Raw genomic sequence first — 25,939 nt, 5'->3', positions numbered from 1 at the left:
CCAGTCATGATTGCGGACCTGCCGGATCCATGCGCGGCTGGAGCGGGCCTGAACGCTTGCCCGTCCAGGTCATTCACGAAACTAGACGACCGGTCAGATTGAGCGTATCGTCACGGCCATGAAGAAGCCCGCCCACGAAACGCGCCAGCACATTCTCGACGTCACCCGGGCGCTGATGACCCGAAAGGGGTATACGGCCGTGGGCCTGGCCGAGGTCGTCGCGGCTGCGGGGGTGCCGAAGGGCTCGTTCTACTATTACTTCAAATCCAAGGAAGAGTTCGGCCTGGCCCTGCTGGACGAGTACTTCTCCGCATACCTGGCCACGGTCGATCGGTTGTTGACCGCAGAGGGCGCCGGCGCTGAGCGCCTGGTAGCGTACTTCCAGTATTGGAAAGATACGCAGGGCTCGGATTTCCCCGACGACAAGTGTCTGGTGGTCAAACTCGGCCCGGAGATGTGCGATCTGTCCGAGGACATGCGCACGGTACTCAGAAGAGGCACCGACGCGATCATTCAGCGCATCACCCGTTGCGCCGCACGCGGTCAGACCGATGGCTCGATCTCCCCGGCCGTCCCGGCCCAGGAGCTCGCCGAATCGCTGTATCAGCTGTGGCTGGGCGCCTCGCTGCTGGCCAAGCTCAACGACTCCACGGCCCCGTTCGACACCGCACTGGCCGCGTCACGCACCCTGCTGTCGTGACCTGGTTTTACCCAATTACTAGACGACCGGTCACATATAAAAGGCTCATTCTGATGAAGGACACCACGTCCCGTACCGACCTCTTCGCACCCACGCACATGGGTGCACTCCAGCTGGCCAACCGTATCGTCATGGCGCCGATCACCCGCAGCCGCTACGGCGAAGACGGTGTTCCCAATGCGCTCCACGCCACGTATTACGCCCAGCGCGCCAGTGCCGGGTTGATCGTCGCCGAGGCGACCAACATCTCACCCCAGGGGCGCGGGTATGCCGCCACACCCGGCCTCTGGAGCGATGCGCAGGTAGCCGGCTGGAAACAGGTCACCGATGCGGTGCATGCCGCCGGCGGAAAGATCGTCAGCCAGCTCTGGCACGTCGGGCGGTTCTCCAGCGTGGCTTTGCAGCCCGATGGTCAGGCACCGGTCGCGCCGTCGGCGATCAAGGCCGAGGGCGACACCTACACCGCCGATGGCTTCGTGCCGGTTTCGATGCCGCGCGCGTTGGAGACCGATGAGATCCCCGGGATCGTTGCCCAGTTCGAGCTGGCTGCCCGCAATGCACAGCGCGCCGGCTTCGATGGTGTGGAAGTCCATGCGGCCAACAGCTATCTGCTGGACCAGTTCCTTCGTGATTCCACCAATCATCGTACCGATGGCTACGGTGGCTCGATCAAGAACCGCGCCAAGCTGACGCTGGAGGTGACCGAGGCGGTCGTGAACATCTGGGGCAGTGACCGCGTTGGCATCCGTCTGTCACCCGTCACCCCGGACGCGGGCAACACGCCGCCCGACAGCGACGTCATGGCGACTTACGGCTACCTCATCACGCAGTTGAACCGCTTCAACCTGGCCTATCTGCATTTTGTCGAGGGCGCGACCGCAACCACGCGCAGCGTTCCGGAGGGCGTCGACCTGGATGCCTTGAGTGCCACGTTCAACGGCGCCTTCATCGGCAACAACAACTACGACCTGGAGATGGCCATCTCGCGGCGTGCCGAGGGCCGCATCGATGCGGTCGCATTCGGTCGGCTGTTCATCTCGAACCCGGACCTCGTCGAACGCCTTCGCCGCGGTACGGAGCTGACCGTCGCACCGCGTGAGTCCTATTACGGCGGCGGCGCCAAGGGCTACACCGACTGGCCCACTGCCACCGAATGATGGCGCGCCCCCTCCCCCACGCCTCACCCCAACACCACGAGGATTCACCATGAGCAACCCGACTTACGTGCAGGACTACAACGCCATCGTCGACGTACTGAATCAGTACAACGAGGGCGGCAAACAGGCCCAGAGCAGCATCATGAAACCTGCCTTCAGCGAGCAGGCCACGATCTTCGGCGTTGATGCAGACAATGCACTCGTCGGCGGCCCCATCCAGGGTCTGTTCGACACGATCGACACGGTATTTCGTCCCTCGCCTGAGGCGCGGGCGGCGATCGCGCGCATCGACATCGTCGGCACGGCGGCAAGTGCCCGGGTCGATACCGACGACATCTCCGGCTTCCGCTTCACGGATTTCTTCAATCTGCTGAAAGTGGAGGGTCGCTGGACGGTCGTCAGCAAGATCTACCACACACACCCCAGCGCCTGAATCGGGCAGAGACACCGTGCAGGCCGTCGCGATGGCCTGCACATCCACCACGCGACATGGTCTTAACCCACGCTCTTTATGCTGACCCTCCCCGACCGGTCATGGGTCGCGATCATGGAAAGGAGTGCTGATGAAGACGCTGTGTGCCGCGATGTTCGCAAGCTGCCTGCTCGCCGCCAGTCCGGCGGCGTTTGCCGAAGTGGCCAACCTCACCAACAGCGCCGACGGTGCCAATCGCGATGCAGGTATCGCGGCGGTGAAGAAGAAACTGCAGGATGCCTGCACTGACCGCAAAGGCACGCCGGATATGGACTCGTTCGAAGTGGTCTTCGAGAAGACCAGCGAGAACCCGAATGTGCCCAAGCCGTACTACGTTGACGGCAAGCTGAGGTGCGACCTGCCCGGTTGATCGGCCCCGGGCGGCCGCACACGCTGCCTGGCCCGCCCTGGGTCACTACCGGCGCACTGGCTGCTGATATAGTGCGGTGAGCACGATGGGCACGGTGCCCGTCCACGAATCGCAGGGAGTGGGTCATGGGTCTTCGTCAGGCAGTGGCAGGGGCAGTCGGTGGTGTTCTGGCCGACCAGTGGAAGGATTTCTACACCGTGCCGACGGGCCTGCCCTCCACGGCAGCGCTGTTCGCGGCGGTGCCGCGTGGCACCAATGCGGGGCGCGGCTCCAACACCAGCGCCTCCTCCAACATCATCACCAACGGCTCGAAGATCGTCGTGCCCGAAGGGTACGGCCTGCTGCTGTTGCAGGACGGTGCCATCACCGGCTTCGTGGCCGAACCGGGCGGCTATGAATGGCGCTCGGATGATCTGAATTCGCAGTCGATCTTCGCAGGCGACGGGTTCGTCAGCCCGCTGATCAAGCAGAGCTGGGAACGCTTCAAGTTCGGTGGCCAGCCGGGGTCGCAGCAGGCGGCGTTCTTCGTCTCACTGAAGGAGCTGCCGGACAACCGCTTCGGCACGCAGTCCGAAATCTACTGGGACGATGGTTTCCTCGGCACGCAGGTCGGCGCGGTCACGCGTGGCTCGTACACGCTGAAGATCATCGATCCGATCCTGTTCGTGAAGAATTTTGTGCCGGCCAGCTACCTGCAGCCCGGCCAGGTGTTCGACTTCACCGATCTGGACAACGCGGCCGCCAGCCAGCTGTTCAATGAAGTGGTGGGCTCGCTCGCGCCAGCCTTCAGCCTGTATACGAACGACCCGGGCAAGGGCAACCGCATCACCAAGCTGCAGCAGGATTCGCTCGGCTTTGCGCAGAGCCTGTCCGCTGCCGTCGAGCAGGGTTACCAGTGGAAGTCCGACCGCGGCCTGGCCATCGTCAAGACCGCCATTGTCTCGATCGAGTACGACGCCAACACCCGCGAGCTGCTCAAGACCGTGCAGCGCGCCGATGCATTGGCCGGCTCACGTGGCAATTCCAACCTGCAGGCCAGTGTCGCCCAAGGCATCCAGTCGGCAGGCGAGAATGGCGGTGCTGCCGGCCTGGTCGGCGTGGGCATGGCCTCGGGCATGCTCGGGGTGGGCGGCATGCAGCAGCCGGTCGCGCCGGCGGCGGATGATCCGGTCGCGAAGCTGAAGAAGGCCAAGGAAATGCTGGACCTCGGTCTGATCACCCAGGACGACTACGACAAGCTCAAGGCCAAGGCGCTGGGGCTGTAAGACACCGAGCGCACCGACACCATGTCCGACCCCAAGATGCCTCCGCCGATCCCGGCGGTCCCGCCACCGTTGCCGCCCTCTCCGGCGGCGCCGGTCACCGGCCCGGGCTCGCCCCGGGATGTGCCACTACTGCCGGGCAGTTTCCCGGTCGATCCAGCCACCCTGCCCCAGCCCATCCGTGATGAGGTGCAGGCGCCGGACCCGGTCGGCCTGGACACCTCGGCGGCAGAGCTCAAGGATGGCCTCAACCGCTGCCCGAAATGCGGCTCCAGCGATATCCGGCTCAAGCTGGGTAGCGATCTGCTGATCTGCCAGTTCTGCCGTCACGAATGGCATGGCGACCGCGTTGAGGAGGCCTTCGGGTTTGGCGAAGGGATCGATCAGCTGCGCGGCACGGTCATTGCGTCCGGTGCACGCGACATCGAAGCCGATACCGCCAGCCTGATGAGCTTCAAGTGCACCGGTTGCGGCGCCGAAGTCACCATCAACACCGAAAGTGCGATGACCGCACGCTGCCACTGGTGCCGCCATGTGTTCGGGGTCAACGAGCAGATCTCCAACGGCGCGGTGCCCGATGCGGTACTGCCGTTCCATATCAGCAAGGACGATGCGGTCGCGCGGATCCGCCAGTTCGTGGACAAGCGCCGCCTGTTCGCGCTCAAGGCGTTCAAGGACCAGTTCACGCCGGAGAATGTCACCGGCGTCTATCTGCCTTACATGATCGTGGACAGCAATGTCAGCGCCAGCGTGTCCGGCAAAGGCGAGATCCAGACGCGGCAGTACACCCGCGGCACCGAGAAGAACAAGAAAACCTACTACGACGCCGATATCTACCAGGTGGACCGGCAGGTGGATTTCACCGTGGACGATCTCACCATGGAATCCTCGGCCGAGCGTGGCAACCTCGATACGCAGACCAACACCAACAACATCATCAACGCGATCCTGCCGTTCGACACCAAAAATGCGCTGAAGTGGAACGCCTCCTATCTGGCCGGTTTCACCTCGGAAAAGCGCAACGTGGACGTCGAGACGCTGCGCCCGCGCCTGGAAGATCAGCTGCTGTCGATCGCCCGCGCGCAGGTGGAAGGCTCGGTACGCCGGTACGACCGCGGTGTGCGCTGGGAGCGCGAGCGGGTGGATGTGCACGGCACCCGCTGGGTCTCCATGTACCTGCCGGTGTGGCTGTACTCGTATCACCAGCCGGGCCGCAACGGCGGCATGCTGCACTACATCGCGGTGAATGGCCGCACCGGTGAAACCATGGGCAGCGTGCCCGTGCAGCAGTGGAAGCTGCTGCTGGCCGCGCTCACCACCGGCACGATCATTGAAGCCCTCGTTCTCTTCTTCTTGGTAGCTGCCGCATGAGTGATGACAGTGGACTCTGGTTGCTTGCCGCCGGCCCCGCCGGTGCAACGGCGTTGTACTGGGCGTTGTACCGGTATTACCGGAATACCGACAAATCGCATGCCTTCGAGCACGAAACGACCATCGAAGCCAAACCGGTGACCGGTGCGGATCGCAAGGTCGACACCATCACTGGCACGCAGGAACGGCGGATCCGTGGCGACAATGTGCGTGCGTACCGGACACGCGTTCAGCGCGACAGGGAAAGCCCGCCGCCTTTGTGACACGTCACGGACGCGGCCCGACGAACCCGAGCGGTATCATGTGGCGTCAGTTTTCCGTAGGACGCCTACCATGCGCACGCTCTACCCGGCGATCACACCCTTCCGCACCCATCAGGTGGCGGTCGATGACCTGCACACGTTGTTTGTCGAGGAATGCGGCGCTCCTGACGGCATTCCGGTGGTGTTCCTGCATGGCGGGCCGGGTGCCGGCGTATCGCCCACCCACCGGCGCTTCTTTGACCCGTCACGTTATCGCATCGTCCTGATCGACCAGCGCGGCAGCGGCCGCTCCATGCCGTTCGGCGAACTGCGCGACAACACCACGCAGCACCTCGTCGCGGATGTCGAGACGATCCGCACCCTGCTCGGCATCGAGCGCTGGCTGGTGTTTGGCGGTTCCTGGGGCTCGACCCTGGCATTGGCGTACGCGCAGGCACATCCAGAACGCGCCACCGGCATCATCGTGCGCGGCGTCTATCTCGGCCGCGCCGAAGAGAACCGCTGGTTCGCCGAGGCCGACGGCGGTGCGCGCTGGGTGTTCCCGGAGCGCTGGGCCGCCTACGAGGCGCATATCCCTGTAGAGGAACGCGGCGACATGATCGCCGCATACTGGCGTCGCCTGGACAGCCCGGACGAAGCGACCCGCATCGCCGCCGCGCAGGCCTGGCTGGGGTGGGAAGATCACGCGGCCACGCTGGAACACGACGTCGACGCCGTGTCGGGTGATGATCCACTGCACACCCTGGCCAAGGCGCGCATCGAAGCGCATTACTTCCGCAACCATGCCTTCCTCGATCATGCGCAGCTGCTGCGCGATATCGACCGCATCCGGCATCTGCCGGGCGTGATCGTTCAGGGCCGCTACGACATCATCTGCCCGGCGCGCAGCGCGTGGGACCTGGCCTGTGCCTGGCCCGAAGCCTCGCTGCAGATGGTGGTGTCCGGTCACAGCGCAACGGAACCGGCGACCGCCGATGCTCTGGTGCGCGCGACGGATGCTTTCGCGGACGCGCAGTAAGGAGTCATCGTGGATTCGATCTACCTGGTGGTGGCGTTGGGCGCCATCGTGGCGGGCTTTGTGCAGGGACTGTCGGGCTTCGCGTTCGGGCTGGTGGCGCTGTCCTTCTGGGCCTGGGTGCTGGATCCGAAGCTTGCGGCCACGCTCTCGGTGTTTGGCGCCCTGACCGGCCAGCTGCTGGCGGCCTTCACCGTGCGCCGCGGCTTCAATCTGAAGACCCTGCTGCCCTTTGTCATGGGTGGGCTGGCTGGCATTCCGCTGGGTGTCTACCTGCTGCCCATGCTCGACATGAACTGGCTCAAGGCGATCCTGGGCACCTTGCTGGTGCTGTGGTGCCCGGCGATGCTGCTGTCACGTCAGCTGCCGCGTGTCACCGCGGGCGGGCGCGCAGCGGATGGCGTGGTCGGGTTTGCCGGCGGCATCATGGGTGGGCTGGGCGGCTTCACCGGCACCCTGCCGACGCTGTGGTGCACGCTGCGCGGTTACGAGCGTGACGTGCAGCGCTCGGTGGTCCAGAACTTCAACCTGTCCATGCTGCTGGTGACCATGGGCACCTATGTCGGCACCGGCATCGTGACCCGCGAGATGCTGCCGATGTTCGCCATCGTCGCGCCAGCCATGTTGATTCCAACCCTGCTCGGCACCCGCCTCTACATCGGCATCAGCGACCTGCGGTTCCGGCAGATCGTGCTCAGCCTGCTCACCGTGTCCGGGATCGCGTTGCTGGCCTCGTCGTTGCCGGCGCTGCTGGGCTGCCGCTGAGGCCGCGCTGCGACAGGGGCAGACGGTTGCCGACGAAGTTGACCACGTTCTCCATTGCATCGGGATCGACATTGCTCAGCCCGATCACCACGTAGCCGTTGCTCGGCAGCACGATGAGCGCGGCGTTCGCACCGGGCGCCCCACCCTCGTGGCCATACTGGTGCTGCTCTCCCTCGCCGCTGACCATGAAACCGTAGCCGTACCAGCCCTTGGTATTCTGCGGTGAGGTGGCCGCGTTCCATGCCGCGGCCGGGATCAGCCGGCCACTGCGCAACGCCTCGGCGAACCGGAGCAGATCCTGGGCGTTGCTGTAACCACCGCCCGCCGACGTACCGCGCAACGGCAGGCTCTTGGTCTCGCGCACCCACCGGCCATCGCTCAGCGTGTAGGGCACCGCGCGACCTGGCACCAGGGTCGCCTCGGGCGCCGATCCCGTGGAGGTCATGCCCGCCCGCGCAAAGATGTGCTGTTCCACGTAGGCGTCGTACGACTGTCCCGACGCCGCCTCGATGATCGAGCCAAGCAGAATGTAGCCGTAGTTGGAGTACTGGTCCTGGGTGCCGGGTTTGAAGGCCGGTGCCGCGGCGCCATAAACGGGCCAATAGTCGGCCAGCGTCTTGAGCGATGCCTTCCGCGCCTCGAACGCCTCGTCGAAGATCTCTCCCAAGCCACTGGTGTGGTTGAGCAGCTGCCGGATCGTGACACCGGTGGCGACGGCCGGATTGGGGTAGTGCTTCAGATGCTGGGCAATCCTATCGTCCAGTGTCAGCTTGCCAGCCTCGGCCAACTGCAGGATCGCCACCGCGGTGAACATCTTGTTCAACGAGGCGAGCCGGAACGTCGTGGTGCTATCGACCGGAATACCCTCCTCCCGGTTAGCCCGCCCGCCGTGCCACGCCATCAGTACCTTGCCGTCCTGCGCCAGCAGAAAGCTGCCGGAGAGCTTGTCCTGTGCCGCCAGCGTGTCCAGACGGGCACGGCTCTGCGCCATGAGCGCGGGCATCTCAAGCCGCGCGGGCCTGAAGGCGACGGGTATCTCCACGCCTTCCAGCTGCAAGGTCTTGAGCCGCGGTCTGTTGGCAGGATCGATGGCCACGGTGATCAGCACCCCGCGGTCGCTCGATGTGCCGCGCACGATGCTCGCGACGGTATCGGGTGTGTCCAGGGTGGTGGTCAGCACCTCGAACGGGCCGAAGGTCTCGCGGATGTCCAGGTACCGCTGCGCGGTGTGGTCGATTCCGTAGGTCGACAACACCGCCTGCAGCGCTTCGCCATTGCCGTCGTTGTAGGCGGCCAGCCAGCGGGTGAAGATCTGTTTGGCCGAAACCGGGGCCGCCGGTGTAGCGGCCCAGGCGGTGGCGCTGAAGAACAGCAGCGCAAAGGTGAGCATTCTGATCAACAACATCCTGTCCTCCCGCCCACTGAGCTGCCGCCCGTTAGTGGGGTGGATTATGCATGCGGGCGCCTCATCCGCGCTGCATGTGCATCCATCGGGCAAGCAACGGGTCCAACCGCACCGCGACGAGCATCCACCCGCCCAGCACGGCAGCCAGTCCGATCCAGACGCTGCTCATGATCCCTGACCTTGGCGTACTGCCGTTGCTTACCAGCTCGCTTTCAACCCCAGCTGTGCGCTCGCACTGCGGTAGCCGCCATCTCCACGCTGCAGGCCAAGATCGCCCCATGCCGACCAGCGCGTCCCAAGCTGCAGCATCGCGCCGCCACGCACTTCGTAACGGTTCTTCGCCACCGCGCCTTCGATCAGCGCATCGTCCATCCAGACGCGGTTGCCGCCGCTTTCGTGCAGCCAGTGCGCAGCAATGAACGGCTGCACGCGACGATCCTCGCTGCGTACGTCGCCGCTCAGGCGTATACCCATCCGCGAGGAAAGCCCACCTGCGGCAGCGGTGGACACCTGGGTGCCGTTGAGCTCGGTAAGATGGTCGGCGCGGTAGTCGGTATGGATGACCTGCAGTTGCGGCTGCACCATCAGTTGGGCCCCGCTTCGCGTGCGCAGTGCCCACGTGTAGCCCGTCTCAAGCGAGGCGGCCTGCGTCTGGGCATCCTGGTGCTCCTTCGCCAGCCCGATCCCCTGCACGGTGTTGCGGTAGCGGCCATGCTGGATCCAGCCATCGGCATAGGCCCCCGTTCCTTCGTCCGGACGCTGCAGCCACGTAGCGTAGATTCCCAACGCGGCGCCCTTTACCGTGCCCGTCGCGGTGTAACCACTCAGCTGCGACTGCACATCGCTCGAGGACTGCCCGGCGGCCAGCAATACACCGGCGCGGCCCTGGCTGGCTCCGCCCCAGTGCAATACATCCATACCTCCCATCAGTACCGACGCACGCCCCGTCAGCGCAAGCTGACCGGCGACATCCTGCCGCGTGTGGCTGCTGCTGACGCGCAGCCAACCGTCACCGCGTGCGCCGGCCATGGTGTCAGCGCCATCGCGGTCCTGCAGCCGGTGCTGGAACAGGGACACGGCGGCCGCCTGGTTGGCCAGGTAGGCACCAGCCTCAGGCCGCACGATCTGCGGCGGGCGTGGGCGATTGCAGTCGGCATCGCCTTCCGCGGCCTCGCAAGGATCGGGTGGAATGATGCCGCAGCCCGGACCCGCGGGATCGGTCTCGCAGGGCTCTGGTGCCGGTCCGATGCAGCCAGGGCCGGCCGGGTCGAGCTCACACGGCGCCGGCGGCGGCGGCGGCGGCGGCGGCTCGGCACAGCCGGGGCCGTTGGGGTCGAGATCGCACGGGTCCGGCGGGGTCGGCGACAGCGCAGAACGCAGGTACCAACCGCCATCGCCAGGCGCGGTGACACCGCCCTTGTGCAGGAAATAATCGTAGCTGCCCGCCACAGCGCGCCCACTCAGGGTGTAGACCGCATCGGACTGGCCATCGACCTGGATCAACTGGATGCCGTTGGTCGTCTGCGCGCCCAGACCATGCACATTGTTGACCTGGATGCCGGCGCTGCCACGGGTATCGCCGCGCACGTGCAGGAAGTCGATCCGGGAGCTGTCATCGCCCAGCGCCCCATTGAAAATCAGCAGCGCGTTGCTTGCATCAACGTCGCCGGACACAGTGAGTCGGTTGAATGTCGTGCTGCCCGCTGCCGACAAGGCCAGGGTGCTGTCGTGCAGGCTCAGCTGGCCTACGCTGGCGTCACCGGTCAGGGTCCAGCGGCTGTCGTCGGACAGTGCCACCTGGTTGACTACCGAGCTGGCACCCACCCAGTGCGAGCGGCCGTTGAGGCGCACGCGGATGTCGGCCACGACGGGGATGCCAGCGGCGATGTCCTCCGGGGTGATCACGATATCGCCCTGCGCATGGGCATCCTGATCCAGGCGGAGCTCGAACGGGCTGGCAAACGCCGCATCCACCGCCATCAGCGTGCCATTGCCGCCGATCAGCCGGGCGCCGTTGCGTACCGTCACCTCGCGTGCGGTGCGCACCCACAACGCGGCATGCCGCTCACTGATCAGCGAGCCGCCATCGATGTCGAGCCGGCCGTTGGCATTGACCACGCCGGCATATGCATCCATTCCCTGTGTGCGCACGTGGGTGTTGTGAAGTGTCAACTCTCCCGGGCCACCACTGAGCACGCCGTACCCCTTGGTGCCGGTGGTCAAGACGCTGCTGTCGCGCACGTGCACGGCACCACCAAGACGTGCGATAGCGCCGATGCTGCCGGCGCCGGTGGTGGTGACGTCGACGCGATCGGCTTCGAAGACCGGCCGCCGCCCGCCAGTGTCCTGGGATGCATAAAGACCGTGTGCCGAGGCGCCACCGGTGCGCATCGTCAGACCATCCAGCGTCGCAAGGCCTTCGCGGCTGTCGATGCCCACGCCCGCATCGCTGCGAGTGGTGATGCTGCCACCCTGCATAGTCAACGTGGATTCACTGGGCAACCAGATGCCCGTGCCGATGAAGCCGTCCGTGGTGATGTCCACGTCGCTCAGCCGTACATCGCTGCCATCGCCGTTGACGTTGATGCCGTCGGTGCCCGCGGTGATCGTCGTCCCGATGATGTCGACCTGGTTGTTGGCCCACAGGAATACGCCCGTGCTGCGCTCGTGGTCCGAGCGCAGTTTGCTGTTCTCGATTCGCAACGTGCCACCGCTGAGCACAACAGCGCGGGACTGGCTCCCGGAGACATGGATGTCGGAATCGATCAGCGTGACGGCACCGCCGCCAGCAACTCCCGCGGCGTCATCGCCTTGGGTGCGGATGCGGCTGTTGATCAGCGACAAGGCGGAGCCAACGTGAACCCGGGCCGCCGCGCTGCCATAGCCCTCGGCGCTGACGTCCAGATTGTCACCCTCTATGCGCCCACCATTGAGCGCATACAGACCATCGGATCTGAAGGAGCCAGTCTGGATCTGCGCATCGCGCAGTGTCACCACACCGTTGTCTGCCATCACCGCGTGTGACTCGCCCCCGGCGGTCTGGATGCGTCCACCGACCATGTCCACCTGCGCATTGCCGGTGGCCACCAGCCCGTGCGAGCCATCACCGGAGGTCTCCAGCGTCGCATTGCGCATCACCAGGGTGCCCGCATCGATCTGGGCTGCGGTGCTGCGCAGACCGCGGGTGGTTACTGTCGTGCCCTGCCCGGCGGCGTCGGCCTGCAGCTCGATGCGGCCGCCTGTGGCGACAGAAAGCCCAACCGCACTGGCCCCCGAGGTGGTGATGTCACCCGCAGCGAAGACGAGCGTGCCTGCACTTTCGGCGCGGGCCGCGGCCGTATTGGCACCGATGGCGTTGAGCGATACGGGCCCGCCGGAGCCGATGCTGCCCCCGTTGAGGGCGTGGAAGACATGTCCGGCAACGCCGTCATCGGTCGACGCATAGCTGCCGGCGATGACGTCGAGCTGGTGACCATCGGCGACCACCGGCCCCAGACTCTGCGCCAGGACGGGCGCGCTGCACGTACAGGCCACCGCGATGGCGAGCGAAAGGGGGCGCAGACGGTTCAGGGGGCGGGGGGCGCGAGAGGTCATGCAGGAATAGCCGGTCACTATGTAGCCGGCGACTTTAGGAGCGCTGCCTTGCTGCGGATATGCAATTAGTTGCAAATCCACAGCCGCATCGATGTCCTGAACGCGACGACGGATGCCCAATTCGCGAGAGACGGGACCCGGACTCGGGCCTACGCTACGCATCCTGCCTCCCCTCGCAGCTGCAGCGTAGCCAGCGCGCCTGGGCTCCCCCGTTCCTGATCGTGCCCTCATGCCACCTGAAACCGTTGCGCCGCCCGTGATTCCGGCCGAACCCCTCAGCCCCGCCCCGAACCAGGGCTTCGCGGTGCGCATCGTCGGCGCCGCGGCCTTCGCCCACCTGCTCAACGACATGATCCAGGCCGTGCTGCCGGCGGTCTATCCGATGTTCAAAAGCCAGTTCTCGCTCACTTTCGGCCAGATCGGCATCATCGGCCTGGTGTACCAGGTCACCGCCTCGCTGCTGCAGCCGTGGGTGGGCATGTACACCGACAAGCGGCCGCTGCCGTATCTGCTGCCCTCAGGGATGGTCGCTACCTTTATCGGCATCGCGCTGATGGCGCTGGCGACCCGCTACGAAACGCTGCTCATCGCCGCGGCCATCGTTGGCATCGGGTCGGCCACCTTCCACCCGGAAGCCTCACGCGTGGCACGGATGGCCTCGGGCGGTCGTTTCGGCACGGCGCAGTCCACCTTCCAGGTTGGCGGCAATACCGGCTCGGCGATCGGCCCGCTGCTGGCGGCGGCCATCGTGATCCCGCACGGGCAGCGCGCAATCGCGTGGTTCATGCTGGCGGCGGCGCTGGCGATCTGGGTGCTGTTCCGCCTCACCGGTTGGACCATCCACCACGGCCAGGCCAAGATGAAACGGTTGGCCACGGGCCATGGCGTCGGGCTGAGCCGCGGCAAGGTGATCCAGGCCATCGCCGTGATCGCGGTGCTGATGTTCGCCAAGTTCGTCTACATCGCCTCGTTCACCAACTACTTCACCTTCTATCTGATCGAGCGCTTCGGCCTGACCGTGCAGCAGAGCCAGATGTACCTCTTCATCTTCCTGGCCTCGGTCGCGCTGGGCACCTTCATCGGTGGACCGGTCGGCGACCGCATCGGGCGCAAGGCGGTGATCTGGATATCGTTCCTGGGCGTTGCACCCTTCGCGCTCGCCCTGCCCTACGCCAACCTGATGGGCACGGCGGTGCTGGCGGTGGTGATCGGACTGGTGATGTCCTCGGCGTTCGCTGCGCTGGTGGTGTACGCGCAGGAAGCAGTGCCGGGCCGTGTGGGCATGGTGTCGGGATTGATGTTCGGCCTGATGTTCGGTATCGGCGGTATCGGCGCGGCCGGGCTGGGCAACCTGGCGGACGTGCATGGGATCGTGTGGGTCTACCACTTCACCTCGTACCTGCCGCTGCTCGGGCTGGCGACGGCGTTCCTGCCGAAGACGAACATGCACTGAAGCCTCTGGCTCAGTGGAAGAACTGACTCGGCAGCTGTCCGAAGCGCTTCTTGAACATCGCGGTAAAGGCGCTCGGACTGGCATAGCCCAGCGCGAGCGCCACGTCGATCACCTTCTCACCGTGCGCCAACTGTTCCAATGCGCGCAGCAGCCGCGCCTGTTGCCGCCATTGCCCGAAGGTCATGCCCAGCTCGCGCGCGCACAGGCGCTGGATGGTTTTGACGTCCACGCCCAGACGCCGGGCCCAGTCCTGCAGCGTGGATGGGTCGTCAGGCGTGGACTCCAGCTGCTGACCGATGACCTGCAGACGTGGGTCGGTCGGCTGCGGCAGATGCAGCGGCAGTACCGGCAGCAGCTGCAGCTCATCCAGGATCAATTGCATCAGCCTGCCATCGCGCGAATCGGCCTGGTACGGTGCGGCGACATCCATCGCCGCGTGGATCAGGGCCGCCAGCAAAGGCGTGACCGAGACCGTCGACGCACTGGCCGGCGGCTGGGCAATCGCCTGCGGCAGGATGTACAGGCTGCGCATGCCGACCGCGCCGATGCAACTGACCTTGTGCCCCATGCCGGCCGGGATCCAGATCGCGCGCGTGCTCGGGACGACCCAGCGCCCCGCCCCGGCCTGGACCACCAGCACGCCGGTTTCGGCATAGACCAGCTGATGGCGGTCTGGATGATGATGCAGGGCGATGATCGTTCCGGCGGGATACTCACGCGCTCGGCAGAACACGGGGGTCTCTGGACCGGCAGGCAGCCGCTTGCCTTCGCCGACACCCGCGGCGATGTCTCTTTTCCGATATGGCATGGCAATACCCTCGCAAACGGCCTGCCGGACGACTCTACCGCGTCAGGGGTGTTTTCGATATCGGTCCGCTACGGCTATCGGGGCTTCGGCGGCGCCAGTACCTCGATCCAGGTCGGCGCGTGATCGCTGGGCTTTTCCAGCGCCCGCACCCAACTGTCAACGCCTGCGTCCTTGAGGAGAGGCGCAAGCACCGGATTGAGCAGCAGATGATCGATGCGTAGCCCGCGGCCGCGGGCGAAGTGTTCACGGAAGTAGTCCCAGAAGGTGAAGATCTGGGCATCGCCATGCACGGCGCGCAGGCTGTCGGTCCAGCCCTGGTCGAGCAGCGCCCGGTAGGCCTCGCGGACCTCGGGCTGCAGCAGCGCGTCCTTGCGCCACGATTTGGGGTCGTAGATATCCGCATCCGTGGGCACGACGTTGAAATCGCCGATCAACGCGACCGGGTGCGGCAGCGCGACCAGGCTTTTCGCGTGCCGATGCAGGCGTTGCATCCACGTCAGCTTGTAATCGAACTTGGGCCCCGGCCGCGGATTGCCGTTGGGTAGGTACAGACCGCCCACGATCACACCATGCGCTGCCGCTTCCAGATAACGACTCTGATCATCTTTGGGATCCCCGGGCAACCCGCGGCGGCTTTCGATCGGGTCCTGCCCACGGGCCAGCAGCGCAACGCCGTTCCACGAGCGCTGCCCCTGCCAGATGCAGCCGTATCCAGCGTCGCGGATGGCCGCTTCCGGAAAGGCTTCCTGCGTCGCCTTGAGTTCCTGCAACGCTACGATGTCCGGTTGTTCGCGCGCCAGCCATGCGAGCAGATGCGGCAGCCGGGTCAGCACGCCGTTGACGTTGAAGGTCACGATTTTCAGGCGCTTTCTGGTGGGCATGGCGCGCTTCATCGCGGCGGTCACAGACCTTGAGGATTGCCCTGCATCAATCAACCTGGCGCGAGTGCCGGGCGAGCATGGCGTGACGATGGCGGCGCGTTGATCGTGCATTGACCCTTGTCGCGTCACAGTAAGCCCTCGTTTCGGACCGGTAAGGTGCATCCATTGCGCGGAGGATCATGAAAACCTGGAAGGTGCTGCCGCGGCGCTTTTACCAGCGCCACCCCGCCGAGGTGGCGCCCGAGCTGCTCAACAAGCTGCTGGTGCGCGATGACGGTCGCGCAGGCCGCATCGTGGAGGTGGAAGCGTATGCAGGTGAGCAGGATCCGGCCGCGCATTCCTATCGTGGCATGACCCCGCGCACCGCCACGATGTTCGGTGAAGCCGGGCATCTGTACGTGTATTTCAGCTACGGCATGCATTGGGGCTCGAACGCAGTGTGTGGTGACGTCGGCCAGGGCTGGGGCGTACTGCTGCGCGCCCTGGAGCCGGTCGCCGGGCTGGAGCTGATCCGCGAGGCGCGCCCGGCAATCAAGCGTGAGCGTGACCTAGCCAGCGGGCCGGGGCGGTTGTCGCAGGCGATGGGCATCACCAAGGCCTTGGATGGCGCGGATCTGGTGCGCAATGACCGTGGCATCCGCCTCGTGTCCGATGGCATGGCGCCACCGGAGGCCCCGGTGGTCGGGCCACGGATCGGCATCACCAAGGCAATCGACTTTCCGTGGCGCTGGCACGTGCCGGCGCACCTGCATGTGTCGGGACGCACCGGGGCGAAGAAGACGGGCGGGACCCTATCGTGAAATCCCCGCTATCGGCCACCTCTCCGGCCCGCCGCGTACGACGCTGGCTCGTGCGCGTGTTCATTCTTGTCGTCTGCATCGTGGTGGCAGGCGTGCTGTGGAACAGCCCCATCGCCGAATCGCCCCGGGCGCTCTGGCGCCTGTCGCAGATGCCAGCACCGACCGCCCTGCCCGTTCCCGTGGCCGGGGTTTCGGCACGACAGGTGGCCGATACGTTCGGCGCTCCCCGTGGCCGTGACCGCACGCATGCCGGTGTCGACATCTTCGCCAAACGCGGCACCGAGGTGCGCAGCGCCACACCGGGCATCGTCACGGATATTCGCGAGGGTGGCCTGGGTGGGCGTCAGGTGTGGGTGATGGGCCCGGCGCGCGAGCGCTACTACTACGCCCACCTGGACGACTGGCGTGAAGGATTGGAACGAGGTCAGGTCATCGAGCAAGGCACGGTGCTGGGCTATGTCGGCGACACCGGCAATGCCAAGGGCACGCCGCCGCATCTGCATTGGGGTATCTACGGTACCGACGGCGCCTACGATCCGCTGCCACTCCTGAAGGCATGGCGGGATGCGCCCTGACGGCGTGCAGGCCCCCTTCACAACAACGCGCGCTGGACTAACACCGATGCGCCTAGCGTCGGTGGCTCACCACCTACCGGCAGTACCTCCATGGCGATCAAGACCGCAGAAGACCTGTTCATCCACGAGCTCTCGGATATCTACAGCGCAGAAAAGCAGCTTACCAAGGCGCTGCCGAAGCTCGCACGCGCCGCGTCCAATCCAGACCTCGCCGCCGCCTTCACCCTGCACCTGGAAGAAACCCAGGGTCAGATCGAGCGCATCGATCAGGTGGTCGAACTGCTGGGTATCCGGCTCAAGCGGATCAAATGTGCCGCGATGGAGGGCCTGGTCGAAGAAGGCAAGGAGGCCATCGACAGCATTGAGGAAGGCCCGGTGCGCGATGCCGCGCTGATCGGTGGTGCGCAGAAAGTGGAGCACTACGAAATCGCCTCCTACGGCACCATCGCCGCGATGGCCAAGCAACTGGGTTACAAGGCGGCTGTACCGTTGCTGCTGGAAACGTTGGAGGAAGAGAAGGCCACCGACGAAAAGCTCACCCTGCTGGCCCTGGCCGGTGGTGGCAATGCAAAGGCTGCTGCAGCCTGATGTCGATGGAAGTCGCTGCCGGGGAGCCGGACTCCCCGCGCAGCGCGTTGTTCGTTGTTGCCCTTGACCCCACAGGAGCCCTCATGTCGCTGCGCCCACCCGTTCTCTACCACGCCTCCCTCGAACATGCAGACGCGGAGGAAGCGACGCACATCCATGAGCTGGCCGAGGTATTCGCGCGGATGGCGCTGACCGTTGCCGAGCAGGAAGGTCATGCGCACCGCGCGGTGCATGCCAAAGGCCAGGGCCTGCTGAAGGGGCGGCTGCGGGTGTTGGATGGGTTGCCTGCAGAGCTGCGCCACGGTCTTTTTGCGCGGCCTGGCAGCTACGACGCGCTGGTTCGCCTGTCGTCGCCGCCGGCTGAGCAGCTTCCGGATTCGGTCTCCACCCCGCGGGCGATGGCGCTCAAAGTCATTGGCGTGGACGGGCCCCGCGCGGAAGGCGCCGAGGAAGAACACACGCAGGATTTCCTGATGGTCAATGGACCAGCGTTCAACACGCCGGGCGTGGCCGGCTTCCTGCGCTCAGCCAAGCTGCTGGCCGCCACCACCGAGCGGATGCCGCGCACCAAGCGGATGATTTCGGCCACGCTGCGTGGCGCCGAGGCGGCGCTGGAGGCAGTCGGCGGGCAAAGCGCCACATTGAAGGGCATGGGCGGCGAGCCGCAGCATCATCCATTGGGCGAGACCTTCTTCAGTCAGGTACCGTTCCTCTACGGCCCGTACATGGCCAAGTTCTCGCTGGCCCCGATCTCACCCGACCTGCTCGCGCTGACCGGGGACAAGATCGGCTCGGACGCCGACGCGCAGCGCGAGGCGGTGGTCACCTTCTTCACCGATCTTCCCAATCCAGTGGAATGGGAACTGCGCGTGCAGTTGTGCCGCGACGTGGAGCAGATGCCGATCGAGGACGCATCGGTAGTGTGGCCCGAGGCGGACAGCCCGTTCCTGCCGGTCGCACGCCTGAGCGTGGCGCAGCAGAAGGCGTGGCAGCCTGATACCTCTCCCGGCATCGAGGATGCACTGGCGTTCGCACCATGGCATGCGTTGGCCGAGCATCGTCCGCTCGGCGGGTTGAACCGCGCGCGCCGCGTGGTGATGGCTGCCTCACGTCAATTCCGCTCGCGGTTCAATGGGTGTCCGATCCACGAGCCGGTGGGCTGAGGCCGCCTTCAGGCGCAGCCGCGAGGTGTTGCCTCACCGGATGCCATGCAGCTCCATGGCGCGCATCACGATCGGCTTGGCCCAGTCAGGCGTCTGCAGCAGCTCGATCGCCGAGGCCGGATAGTGCAGTCCGGTGCGGTCCAATTGCAGCACCGGCAACGGCTCGGCGCCATCGGCGTCGGCCGGCGCACTGTTGTCGTAGACATGCAGCTCGGCCAGATGCGGCAACAGCGCCAAGAGGTTCTCACGGGAGGAATCGTAGCGGGCGCGGATCTTGTCGGCGGAAATGTCATGTCCGCCGCGGCTGACCCGTGCCGCGACACGTTCCATATGAAGTTCCACGCTCTGCAGGCCGCAGAACCAGATCGCCACGTCGTGCCGGTCGCAGGCTTCGCGTAGCAGGCGCGGAATCGTATTGCCGCCCAAGGTGGTTTCAAACGCGAAGTCGGTGCCCTCGTCCATCGCCTGCCGCAGCCGACGCGCGCCCTCGTTCCAGGCCGCAGCATTGGCCTCGCCCAGCGACCAGCCAGTCTCCACCAGGCGCCGGGTGAACGTATCCGGGTTGAACCAGGTCAGGCCTTCTTCTTCCAGCCACATGCCCAGCAGCGAACTCTTGCCGGCACCATTGACGCCGGCCAGGACCAGAATGCGCCCCATCGGTCAGAGGGGGCTGCCGAGGGCGACCTTGCGGCCACGGCGGATCGGCTGACCCAGCACCTTGCCCAGCCCGCCATCGCGGCCCAGGCTGGCCAGCGTGGTATCGAACGCGGCACGCAGCCGTTCCAGCTCGCCCAGACGCTCATCGGCGTCGCCACCAGCGGCCTTGGCCAGCAGCTCCTGGTAGGTCTTGATGTCCACGATCACCGCTTCGGGGTGATTGTGGTTGGTGATCACCAAGGCCTGTTTCTCCCGAACGGTCCGCATCAGGCTGGGCCAGCCGCGGGTTTTCACCGACGACGCCGTGGCCTTTTCAAGGCCGGGCAGATCCAGTGGCAGGGTCATGGCACGCTCCAGTACGGGATGGCCCTACTATACCCCTTCTGGCCAAATTGGACATAAATCCCATTTTGGCCAGAAGGGCGCCGCAGCAGCCGATCAGCGGGACATCGAGTACGGCTGTTCCGCGCCCTGCCCCGGCCAAGCCTTGTTCGGCTCGGCCTGGAGGGTGAAGCGCAGCTCGCCACCGGCCAGGATTTCCTCGTGGCGCAGGAAGGTACGCTGCAGCGGCTGGCCATTGAGGGTCACCGAACCGACATAGTCGTGGCCCTTGCCCAGCCCGTCGGTGACGATGGTGAAGGTCCTGCCGTTGGGCAGATGCAGTGCTGCCTTGGGCAGGAACGGGCGGCCGATGATGTACTCGCCGCTGCCCGGCGCCACGGGGTAGAAGCCCAGCGCGGTGAACACGTACCAGGCCGACATCTGGCCAAGGTCGTCATTGCCGGCCAGGCCATCGGGACGGTCGGCATACTGGGTGTCCATGATCTGCTTCAGGCGTGCCTGGGTGCGCCACGGCTGCCCGGCATGGGCATACAGGTAGGCCACGTGGTGGCTGGGCTCGTTGCCGTGCGCGTACCAGCCGATCAGACCGGTGATGTCTTCCATGTGTTCGAAGATCGAGGGGTCGACCTTGGCCTCGAACACCTCGTCCAGCCGGGCCAGCAGTCTGTCGCTGCCCCCGTGCGCGGCGGCCAGGCCCGCCACATCGTGCGGCACATACCACGAGTACTGCCAGGCGTTGCCTTCGGTGTAATCCGTGCCGTAGCCGCTGGCGCTCGGATCGAACGGCGTGCGGAAGCTGCCATCGCGCTTGCGCGCCCGCATGAAACCCGTGTCCTTGTCGTACGCGTTGCGCCAGTTGGTGGCGCGCTTCTCGAACTCACCGGCGACCTTCGTGTTGCCCATGGCCTTGGCCATGCGCGCGATGGTCCAGTCGTCGAAGGCGTATTCCAGCGTCTTGCTGGCCGCTTCGCCTTCCTCATCGATCGGCACCCAGCCCAGCTCGCGGTACTGCGCGATGCCGTCGTACGGTCCGTAATTGGCGGTGGCCACCATGGCGGCCAATGCCTTGTTCTCATCGAAACCGCGGATGCCCTTGAGGTAGGCATCGGCGATCACCGGCACGGCGTGGTAGCCGATCATGCACCAGGTTTCCTGGCCGTGGAACGCCCATACCGGCAGCATCCCGTAGGCGCTGTTGTGCTGGTGCGCGAGCAGCGAATTGATGAAATCGCTGTTACGTTTCTCCGGTTGCACCAGGGTGAGCAGTGGATGCAGGGCTCGGTAGGTGTCCCACAGCGAGAACGTTGAATAGTTGGTGTAGCCCTCGGCACGATGCACCGCGTTGTCCGAGCCGCGGTACTGGCCATCGCTGTCCATGAAGACCGTCGGCCCCAGCAGGCTGTGGTACAGCGCGGTGTAGGCGCTGCGCCGGTCATGCTCGGGCGCGTCGATGTCCAGCACCGACAGCGCCTGCGTCCATTGCGCTCTCGCCCCGGCTCGGACGCGATCGAAATCGAAGCCCGGCACTTCACTCTCCAGGTTGGCGATCGCACCTGCCTCGCTGACCGAGGAGATCGCCACCGTCAGCACCAGCGGTTTATCGAGCTTGCCGAAATCAAACGTCCCCACCAGTTGGCGCCCTTCAATCTGTGCACGCTGGGCCGGGCTCTGGTGCCCCGGCGGCGGGAAACCCTTGTAGGCGATGTCGGTCTCGGTATTGTGGAACGCATGACCGGTCAGCGGGCGGGAGAAGCGCATCGCGAAATACAGCTGGCGACCTGGCGCCCATCCGCGGGTCTCGCGGAATCCGGTGATGGTGCCGTCCTCGCGGGCACGCAGACGCGACCATAGGATCTTGCCCGGATAGTCGTAGAGGCTGGTGCGCAGGTCCAGCAGCACGCGCGCCGGCTGGTTGGCCGGATAGGTGTAACGGTGCACACCCACGCGGGTGCTGGCGGTGAGTTCCGCGCGCACCTTGGGGTCATCCAGAGTGACCGCGTAGTAGCCCGGCTCGGCGCGCTCGTCATCGTGGCGGAAGCGCGACGTGTAACCGCTGCCAGGTTTGTCCGGGTCGCCACGCTCCAGGCTGGCATCGGTGCGCACCGGCATCAGCAGCACATCGCCCAGATCGGAATGGCCGCTGCCCGAGAAATGCGTGTGCGAGAAGCCAACGATGCTGGTGTCGTCGTGCCGGTAGCCTGCCGCCCACCCATAGGCCCTCTCGCGCGGCTGGATGCGGGTGTCCGGGCTGAGCTGGACCATGCCGAACGGGACCGTGGCGCCGGGATAGGTGTGACCCTCGCCTGCAGTGCCGATGAACGGATCAACCGCCGCGTAGGCACGCTCGCCGACCTTCGCCGGTGCCGCCGTGGCCGTGCCGGCCACCAACATCGCCCCTACTGCGAGCCCCAACCAGCGCACCGTCCCCGTTTTTGTCATGGCGTTGAATTTAGATCGATTCAGGTAAGAGTGATCCTAGCACCGCCCCAGCAGACCGGCATGTTGCGGTGCGGTTGAGGACGCGGGGGGACGCGGCTTGCTACGCTGGCGCCTGGCTCGTTTCCGGGAAGACCTGCATGGTGTTACGCCGCCGCACCTGCCTCATGGCAACCTCCCTCATCGCTGCTGCCCTGCTCGCCGCGTGTGCGGGGCGAACCGCTCACAACGGTGGTGCTGCATCCACCGGGGCCTCTGGACCATCAGCGGCAGCGCTGACATGGACAGCGCACCAAAGCGGACATCCACCCACCGCGCGACACGAAAGTGCCTTGGTCGCGCTTGATGGCAAACTCTATCTGCTGGGGGGACGTGGTGAACGCCCCCTGGAGGTCTTCGATCCCGCCAGCGGAGGCTGGACCTCCGGCGCACGACCTCCACTGGAACAGCTTCACCACACTCAGGCACTCGCCTACGACGGCCGTATCTGGGTGATGGGGGCCTTGACCGGCGACTTCCCAGCCGAGCCCGCCGTTCCTGCGCTGTGGATCTACGACCCGACGGCGGATGCGTGGCAACAGGGGCCATCGCTGCCGGCAGGCCGCGCTCGCGGTGCCAGTGGCGTTGCGTTGCACGCGGGCCAGTTCTATCTGGTCGGTGGTGTAACGCGTGGGCACACCGGTGGCGTGGTGCCATGGCTGGATGTCTTCGATCCCGCGACGGGGCAGTGGACAGCGCTGCCGGATGCACCGCATGCGCGCGACCACTTCCACGCGGCGGTATTGGACGGCGCGCTCTACGCCGCCGGTGGCCGGGTCAGCGCCCATGGCAGCAATGCGTCGGGGATGCAGTCGGTGGCAGCCGTGGACGTCTTCGATATCGCATCGGGCCGCTGGTCCACCCTTCCCTCGCCCCTGCCGACCCCACGCTCAGGCACGGCCACGGTTGCCTGGAATGACAGGATCGTTGTGATCGGCGGCGAAAGCGATGCGCACACGGCCGCGCATGCAGAGGTGGAGGCCTGGAGCCCCGCCCTTCAGCGCTGGGAGCGGCTGCCGCCGCTGCCGGTCGGGCGACACGGCATGCAGGCGGCGGTGCTGAACGGTGCGCTGCACGTCGTCGCGGGCAGCGCTGATCGTGGCGGCGGACCAGAACTCGACGACCATTACCGCTTGGCCGCCCGTCCGTAGTCCATCGCCAGGCGGGCGCATGCCGTCCCGGCTTACGCCGGCCGTGCCGAGTCCGGTACCGCCGCCTCGGGCAGCATGGGCTGGGTCGCGTCCACCGTGACCGGCTCATCACTGCGCATCAACGCGCGCGCTTCGGCTTCGCTCGCCACCGCCGGCGGGGAGCCGCGCAGCGGCATGCCGGCGGTCTCGCGCACGAACAGCATGGTGATCACGCCGATCACCGCCGCGCCCATCAGGTAGTAAGCGGGCACCAGCGGATCACCGGTGCGCTCCACCAGCCAGGCAGTCACCAGCGGCGTGGTACCCCCGAACAGCGAGACCGATACGTTGAAGGCGATCGACAGCGCGCTGTAGCGCACCGGCGTGTAGAACAGCGCCGGCAGCGTGGACGGCATCGAGCTGGTGAAGCACACCAACGCCAGCCCGAGCAGCATCAGCCCCAGAAAGATCAGCCAGTCATTGCCGCTGCCCACCAGTTTCAGGCACGGGATCGCCAGCAGGAACAGCGCGATGCAGGCACCGATGATCATCGGGCGACGACCCAGGCGATCACTGAACAATCCACCCACCACATTGAGCGGCATCATCACCAGCATCACGATGATGATCAGCAGCAGGCCTTTGCTTTCGGCATAGCCCATGGTGACGCTGAGGTAGCTGGGCATGTAGGTCAGCAGCATGTAATCGGTGACGTTGAACACCAGCACCAGGCCGACGCAGATCAGCAGCTGTGCCCAATGCACGCGGAACAGCGCGCCCAGGCCCGGGCGCTCGTGATCGCGCTTCTCGGCCTCTTCGGCGTACGCGCGGAAGGCCGGCGTCTCTTCCAGCTTCATGCGCATGTACAGGCCAAGCAGACCCAGCGGGCCGGCCACCAGGAACGGAATGCGCCAGCCCCAGTCCAACATCTGGGTGCTGCTCAGGGCCATGTGCAGTGCGGTGACTGTGCCGGCACCGGCGATGTAGCCGCCCAGCGTACCGAACTCCAGCCAGCTGCCCATCAGGCCGCGATTTCGGTCAGTCGAATACTCGGCGATGAACGTTGCCGCGCCGCCGTACTCACCGCCGGTGGAGAATCCCTGCACGATGCGGGCAAGCAGCAACAGCGCCGGTGCCCAGATGCCGATGCGGTCGTACGAGGGAATCAGGCCGATGCTGAAGGTGCCTGCAGCCATCAGGATCATGGTGGCCGCGAGCACCTTCTGCCGCCCGTACTTGTCACCCAGCGGGCCGAACACCAGCCCGCCCAAGGGGCGCACCAGGAAGGCGACGGTGAAGGTGGCGAAGGTGGCGATCAGCTGCGCGGTCGGGCTGCTGTCGGGGAAGAACACGTGGCCGAGGGTCACGGCCAGGTAGCCGTAGACACCGAAATCGAACCACTCCATCGCGTTGCCGAGCGCGGCAGCGCCAACGGCCTTCTTCAACATCGGACGATCAACGACCGTGACTTCGTCGACATGCATCTGGCGGCGGCGTTTGAACCAGCCAAAATGAGCGTGTGCGGCAGGTAGGTCCTGCATCTGCTTTCTCCTGGAAGCAGGCCATCGCGGCGCCCGAGGTCCCGCGCACGGCACAGGAAATACCGCCTCTGATGACACAGCGCGATGCGCGAAGAGGGGTTGCAACAGACGATCCCGGACGGCCGCGTGGACTCAGCGACGCTGCGGGATGGATGACCAGGAAGCGGGCAATGGCCCGGGGGTGATCAAGCGGGCCATCTTACTACATTTGGCGAGCGCGAGGCCCGTACTGCTCCGGTCGGCAGCGTGGAACAGCATGTTTCAAGCTGTTTTGACTACTTTTCACGCGATGCATACACGCGTCGGCAGCGCTGGGAATGCGGCGAATGTGTTGTGCTGACACTCATCTCGCAGGGCGAATGTCGCTCGAGAGCGGGATGCTCGTTACTGCCCGCGCTCCAATGCGTCGATCAATGGCGCGAGATCGTCGCGCTCGTGCGGCCGCACTGCACGCGCGATTTCGCGGCCATCGCGCAACAGAATCACCGTCGGCCACAGCTTCACAGCAAAGGAGCGGCCCAACGGCCGCCCCTTCCCATCTTCGACCTTCAGGTGCGTAGCGTCGTAGCCGCCGAGAAACTTCTGCAGCAGGGGCTGGGCGGCACTGCAATGGCCGCACCAACCGGTGCCGAACTCCAGCATCACCCATCCGCTGCCGGCATCGATGTCGGCACGGGTGATGTCGGAGGGGCTGTACTCACGAACGAAGGCCATAAGCGGTTCTCAGGACAGTGCGCGCTGGATGTCCTCCAGCGGTGCGTTGGTGTAATCCTTCGCCAAATCCTTGATCAGCCGCTCCTGGGTTTCTTTGTGCAGCAACGGGCGGATGCGGCCCAGCGTCTGCGGGTCGGCGATCAGGATCAGGTGCGCGTAGCGGTTCTTCAGCGCATCTTCGTTCAACTGCGCGGCGACCTGCTTGGCAAACGTGGCTTCATTGAGCTGGGAGATCGTCATGTCCTGTGGCACCGAGCCGGAGGGGCCCTGCCCCGAGGCGCCGGTTTCGCTGACGGCCTGCAGCTGAAGTTCCCCCTCCTGCTTGAGTTGAAGCTTGTGCGCGGTGCCAACGTTGGTGAACACGCGGGCCGAGCCGCCGTCGGCGACAACAACGAGGGTACCTTCGGGAATCTGCTGGCTCATCATCTACTCCTTATG

The 25,939-nt window shown here is 65.7% G+C and carries 24 protein-coding genes and 1 pseudogene; 15 read left to right on the top strand and 10 right to left on the bottom strand.

Annotated features, from left to right (window positions below; all coding sequences use genetic code 11):
* The first annotated feature begins 118 nt into the window (after window positions 1–118).
* The 9 genes from AC13F7_RS17375 (at window position 119) to AC13F7_RS17335 (ending at window position 7,375) form a co-directional block, all read left to right on the top strand.
* Entirely contained in the window at window positions 119–700 is a 582-nt protein-coding gene (locus tag AC13F7_RS17375) for a TetR/AcrR family transcriptional regulator (RefSeq protein ID WP_483002447.1), read from the top strand.
* A gap of 53 nt (window positions 701–753) precedes the next feature.
* Complete coding sequence (locus AC13F7_RS17370) at window positions 754–1,857, top strand: alkene reductase (protein WP_483002446.1); 1,104 nt, start codon at window positions 754–756, stop codon at window positions 1,855–1,857.
* 49 nt (window positions 1,858–1,906) lie between these two features.
* Entirely contained in the window at window positions 1,907–2,290 is a 384-nt protein-coding gene (locus AC13F7_RS17365) for a nuclear transport factor 2 family protein (protein WP_483002445.1), read from the top strand.
* A gap of 130 nt (window positions 2,291–2,420) precedes the next feature.
* Window positions 2,421–2,699 (top strand): hypothetical protein, encoded by a 279-nt coding sequence (locus AC13F7_RS17360; protein ID WP_481467477.1) that lies wholly within the window; start codon window positions 2,421–2,423, stop codon window positions 2,697–2,699.
* A 125-nt stretch (window positions 2,700–2,824) separates the two neighbouring features.
* Entirely contained in the window at window positions 2,825–3,964 is a 1,140-nt protein-coding gene (locus AC13F7_RS17355; protein WP_483002444.1) for an SPFH domain-containing protein, read from the top strand.
* A gap of 21 nt (window positions 3,965–3,985) precedes the next feature.
* The gene (locus AC13F7_RS17350; protein ID WP_483002443.1) at window positions 3,986–5,332 is read left to right on the top strand and encodes a TFIIB-type zinc ribbon-containing protein; all 1,347 of its coding nucleotides are present in this window, start codon (window positions 3,986–3,988) and stop codon (window positions 5,330–5,332) included.
* Window positions 5,329–5,595 carry a hypothetical protein gene (locus AC13F7_RS17345; protein ID WP_346467039.1) on the top strand — a complete coding sequence of 89 codons (267 nt, stop codon included), beginning with the start codon at window positions 5,329–5,331 and terminating at the stop codon, window positions 5,593–5,595. Before AC13F7_RS17350 ends, AC13F7_RS17345 begins: the two co-directional genes overlap by 4 nt.
* Window positions 5,596–5,665: 70 nt before the next feature.
* Window positions 5,666–6,613, top strand: coding sequence for a prolyl aminopeptidase (gene pip / locus AC13F7_RS17340; RefSeq protein WP_483002442.1), 948 nt, complete (start codon window positions 5,666–5,668; stop codon window positions 6,611–6,613).
* Between the two features lie 9 nt (window positions 6,614–6,622).
* Window positions 6,623–7,375, top strand: a complete 753-nt coding sequence (locus AC13F7_RS17335) for a sulfite exporter TauE/SafE family protein (protein ID WP_483002441.1) — start codon at window positions 6,623–6,625, stop codon at window positions 7,373–7,375.
* On the opposite strand, the gene AC13F7_RS17330 is transcribed toward AC13F7_RS17335, so the two are convergent.
* Together AC13F7_RS17330 and AC13F7_RS17325 are read right to left on the bottom strand one after the other, a co-directional pair.
* Entirely contained in the window at window positions 7,314–8,765 is a 1,452-nt protein-coding gene (locus tag AC13F7_RS17330; protein WP_483002440.1) for a serine hydrolase domain-containing protein, read from the bottom strand. The genes AC13F7_RS17335 and AC13F7_RS17330 overlap by 62 nt on opposite strands.
* Before the next feature lie 213 nt (window positions 8,766–8,978).
* The gene (locus AC13F7_RS17325; RefSeq protein WP_483002439.1) at window positions 8,979–12,374 is read right to left on the bottom strand and encodes an autotransporter family protein; all 3,396 of its coding nucleotides are present in this window, start codon (window positions 12,372–12,374) and stop codon (window positions 8,979–8,981) included.
* 229 nt (window positions 12,375–12,603) lie between these two features.
* Between AC13F7_RS17325 and AC13F7_RS17320 the strand changes: the two genes are divergently transcribed.
* Complete coding sequence (locus AC13F7_RS17320; RefSeq protein WP_481467489.1) at window positions 12,604–13,827, top strand: MFS transporter; 1,224 nt, start codon at window positions 12,604–12,606, stop codon at window positions 13,825–13,827.
* Window positions 13,828–13,837: 10 nt separating this feature from the next.
* Here the strand turns inward: AC13F7_RS17320 and AC13F7_RS17315 are convergent, their stop codons facing one another.
* Both AC13F7_RS17315 and xth read right to left on the bottom strand, forming a co-directional pair.
* A complete protein-coding gene (locus AC13F7_RS17315; RefSeq protein WP_481467490.1) occupies window positions 13,838–14,635 on the bottom strand; it encodes an AraC family transcriptional regulator in 798 nt (265 codons plus the stop codon).
* Between the two features lie 89 nt (window positions 14,636–14,724).
* Window positions 14,725–15,516, bottom strand: a pseudogene (gene xth / locus AC13F7_RS17310) (exodeoxyribonuclease III); the annotation flags it as partial.
* 179 nt (window positions 15,517–15,695) lie between these two features.
* Between xth and AC13F7_RS17305 the strand changes: the two are divergent.
* The 4 genes from AC13F7_RS17305 (at window position 15,696) to AC13F7_RS17290 (ending at window position 18,642) form a co-directional block, all read left to right on the top strand.
* Window positions 15,696–16,316, top strand: coding sequence for a DNA-3-methyladenine glycosylase (locus AC13F7_RS17305; RefSeq protein WP_481467491.1), 621 nt, complete (start codon window positions 15,696–15,698; stop codon window positions 16,314–16,316).
* Window positions 16,310–16,891 carry a M23 family metallopeptidase gene (locus tag AC13F7_RS17300; protein ID WP_483002539.1) on the top strand — a complete coding sequence of 194 codons (582 nt, stop codon included), beginning with the start codon at window positions 16,310–16,312 and terminating at the stop codon, window positions 16,889–16,891. The genes AC13F7_RS17305 and AC13F7_RS17300 overlap by 7 nt, the downstream gene beginning before the upstream one ends.
* 90 nt (window positions 16,892–16,981) lie before the next feature.
* Complete coding sequence (locus AC13F7_RS17295) at window positions 16,982–17,479, top strand: YciE/YciF ferroxidase family protein (RefSeq protein WP_265308037.1); 498 nt, start codon at window positions 16,982–16,984, stop codon at window positions 17,477–17,479.
* Between the two features lie 83 nt (window positions 17,480–17,562).
* Window positions 17,563–18,642 (top strand): catalase family protein, encoded by a 1,080-nt coding sequence (locus AC13F7_RS17290; protein ID WP_483002438.1) that lies wholly within the window; start codon window positions 17,563–17,565, stop codon window positions 18,640–18,642.
* Window positions 18,643–18,675: 33 nt separating this feature from the next.
* On the opposite strand, the gene AC13F7_RS17285 is transcribed toward AC13F7_RS17290, so the two are convergent.
* The 3 genes from AC13F7_RS17285 to AC13F7_RS17275 form a co-directional block, all read right to left on the bottom strand.
* The gene (locus AC13F7_RS17285) at window positions 18,676–19,299 is read right to left on the bottom strand and encodes an ATPase (RefSeq protein WP_483002437.1); all 624 of its coding nucleotides are present in this window, start codon (window positions 19,297–19,299) and stop codon (window positions 18,676–18,678) included.
* A gap of 3 nt (window positions 19,300–19,302) precedes the next feature.
* Window positions 19,303–19,644 (bottom strand): type II toxin-antitoxin system prevent-host-death family antitoxin, encoded by a 342-nt coding sequence (locus tag AC13F7_RS17280; protein WP_179458839.1) that lies wholly within the window; start codon window positions 19,642–19,644, stop codon window positions 19,303–19,305.
* Window positions 19,645–19,737: 93 nt separating this feature from the next.
* On the bottom strand, window positions 19,738–22,080 hold the full coding sequence (locus AC13F7_RS17275; RefSeq protein WP_483002436.1) for a GH92 family glycosyl hydrolase: 2,343 nt from the start codon (window positions 22,078–22,080) through the stop codon (window positions 19,738–19,740).
* A 137-nt stretch (window positions 22,081–22,217) separates the two neighbouring features.
* Between AC13F7_RS17275 and AC13F7_RS17270 the strand changes: the two genes are divergently transcribed.
* Window positions 22,218–23,267: a Kelch repeat-containing protein gene (locus AC13F7_RS17270; RefSeq protein ID WP_483002435.1), complete on the top strand. Its 1,050-nt coding sequence runs from the start codon at window positions 22,218–22,220 to the stop codon at window positions 23,265–23,267.
* A gap of 32 nt (window positions 23,268–23,299) precedes the next feature.
* Here the strand turns inward: AC13F7_RS17270 and proP are convergent, their stop codons facing one another.
* From proP to AC13F7_RS17255, 3 genes are all read right to left on the bottom strand, one after another.
* A complete protein-coding gene (gene proP, locus AC13F7_RS17265) occupies window positions 23,300–24,787 on the bottom strand; it encodes a glycine betaine/L-proline transporter ProP (RefSeq protein WP_123729357.1) in 1,488 nt (495 codons plus the stop codon).
* Between the two features lie 384 nt (window positions 24,788–25,171).
* Window positions 25,172–25,501, bottom strand: coding sequence for a thioredoxin family protein (locus tag AC13F7_RS17260; protein WP_346467026.1), 330 nt, complete (start codon window positions 25,499–25,501; stop codon window positions 25,172–25,174).
* 9 nt (window positions 25,502–25,510) lie between these two features.
* A complete protein-coding gene (locus tag AC13F7_RS17255) occupies window positions 25,511–25,924 on the bottom strand; it encodes a host attachment family protein (protein WP_123729359.1) in 414 nt (137 codons plus the stop codon).
* Window positions 25,925–25,939: the final 15 nt, after the last annotated feature.

The sequence above is a fragment of the Stenotrophomonas sp. K-6 genome (assembly GCF_056861555.1).
This window is presented reverse-complemented; position numbering and strand designations above follow the sequence as displayed.

What these genes read in the sequence shown, in the direction of transcription:
- pip (WP_483002442.1), top strand. Translation starts at nt 5,666, where the DNA reads ATGCGCACGCTCTACCCGGCGATCACACCCTTCCGCACCCATCAGGTG.
- AC13F7_RS17325 (WP_483002439.1), bottom strand. Translation starts at nt 12,374, where the DNA reads ATGACCTCTCGCGCCCCCCGCCCCCTGAACCGTCTGCGCCCCCTTTCG.
- AC13F7_RS17275 (WP_483002436.1), bottom strand. Translation starts at nt 22,080, where the DNA reads ATGACAAAAACGGGGACGGTGCGCTGGTTGGGGCTCGCAGTAGGGGCG.
- AC13F7_RS17370 (WP_483002446.1), top strand. Translation starts at nt 754, where the DNA reads ATGAAGGACACCACGTCCCGTACCGACCTCTTCGCACCCACGCACATG.
- AC13F7_RS17375 (WP_483002447.1), top strand. Translation starts at nt 119, where the DNA reads ATGAAGAAGCCCGCCCACGAAACGCGCCAGCACATTCTCGACGTCACC.
- AC13F7_RS17330 (WP_483002440.1), bottom strand. Translation starts at nt 8,765, where the DNA reads ATGCTCACCTTTGCGCTGCTGTTCTTCAGCGCCACCGCCTGGGCCGCT.
- AC13F7_RS17285 (WP_483002437.1), bottom strand. Translation starts at nt 19,299, where the DNA reads ATGGGGCGCATTCTGGTCCTGGCCGGCGTCAATGGTGCCGGCAAGAGT.
- AC13F7_RS17290 (WP_483002438.1), top strand. Translation starts at nt 17,563, where the DNA reads ATGTCGCTGCGCCCACCCGTTCTCTACCACGCCTCCCTCGAACATGCA.
- AC13F7_RS17350 (WP_483002443.1), top strand. Translation starts at nt 3,986, where the DNA reads ATGTCCGACCCCAAGATGCCTCCGCCGATCCCGGCGGTCCCGCCACCG.
- AC13F7_RS17305 (WP_481467491.1), top strand. Translation starts at nt 15,696, where the DNA reads ATGAAAACCTGGAAGGTGCTGCCGCGGCGCTTTTACCAGCGCCACCCC.
- AC13F7_RS17270 (WP_483002435.1), top strand. Translation starts at nt 22,218, where the DNA reads ATGGTGTTACGCCGCCGCACCTGCCTCATGGCAACCTCCCTCATCGCT.
- AC13F7_RS17365 (WP_483002445.1), top strand. Translation starts at nt 1,907, where the DNA reads ATGAGCAACCCGACTTACGTGCAGGACTACAACGCCATCGTCGACGTA.
- AC13F7_RS17345 (WP_346467039.1), top strand. Translation starts at nt 5,329, where the DNA reads ATGAGTGATGACAGTGGACTCTGGTTGCTTGCCGCCGGCCCCGCCGGT.
- AC13F7_RS17255 (WP_123729359.1), bottom strand. Translation starts at nt 25,924, where the DNA reads ATGAGCCAGCAGATTCCCGAAGGTACCCTCGTTGTTGTCGCCGACGGC.
- AC13F7_RS17315 (WP_481467490.1), bottom strand. Translation starts at nt 14,635, where the DNA reads ATGCCATATCGGAAAAGAGACATCGCCGCGGGTGTCGGCGAAGGCAAG.
- proP (WP_123729357.1), bottom strand. Translation starts at nt 24,787, where the DNA reads ATGCAGGACCTACCTGCCGCACACGCTCATTTTGGCTGGTTCAAACGC.
- AC13F7_RS17260 (WP_346467026.1), bottom strand. Translation starts at nt 25,501, where the DNA reads ATGGCCTTCGTTCGTGAGTACAGCCCCTCCGACATCACCCGTGCCGAC.
- AC13F7_RS17280 (WP_179458839.1), bottom strand. Translation starts at nt 19,644, where the DNA reads ATGACCCTGCCACTGGATCTGCCCGGCCTTGAAAAGGCCACGGCGTCG.
- AC13F7_RS17320 (WP_481467489.1), top strand. Translation starts at nt 12,604, where the DNA reads ATGCCACCTGAAACCGTTGCGCCGCCCGTGATTCCGGCCGAACCCCTC.
- AC13F7_RS17360 (WP_481467477.1), top strand. Translation starts at nt 2,421, where the DNA reads ATGAAGACGCTGTGTGCCGCGATGTTCGCAAGCTGCCTGCTCGCCGCC.
- AC13F7_RS17355 (WP_483002444.1), top strand. Translation starts at nt 2,825, where the DNA reads ATGGGTCTTCGTCAGGCAGTGGCAGGGGCAGTCGGTGGTGTTCTGGCC.
- AC13F7_RS17295 (WP_265308037.1), top strand. Translation starts at nt 16,982, where the DNA reads ATGGCGATCAAGACCGCAGAAGACCTGTTCATCCACGAGCTCTCGGAT.